Genomic DNA, 261 nt, shown 5'->3' on the forward strand with positions numbered 1-261 from the left:
GGCCTTCACCACGCTCAAGGACTGGGACCAGCGCGACGGCGCCACGGCAGGCGAGGAAGTCTCGCTCGCGCAAAAGGCCATGGAGCATGCGCCCGAGGGCGCCATCATGGTGCTGCAGCCCCCGGCCATCGACGAGCTGGGCACCTCCTCGGGCTTCACCATGTACCTGCAGGACCGCACCGGCCAGGGCCATGCCGCGCTCAAGTCGGCCACCGACCAGTTGCTGGCACTGGCCGGCAGCAGCAGCGTGCTGGGCTCGGC

General features: G+C 70.5%; 1 protein-coding gene. It reads left to right on the plus strand.

The genetic code is table 11. The features are described 5' to 3' along the window. Positions 1-261: efflux RND transporter permease subunit (locus P8629_RS12125; protein ID WP_278166364.1), on the plus strand; the 261-nt coding region annotated here is incomplete at both ends.

Origin of the sequence: Hydrogenovibrio sp. 3SP14C1 (assembly GCF_029625905.1) — a bacterium.
In the GTDB taxonomy this organism is placed as follows: Bacteria; Pseudomonadota; Gammaproteobacteria; order Thiomicrospirales; family Thiomicrospiraceae; genus Hydrogenovibrio.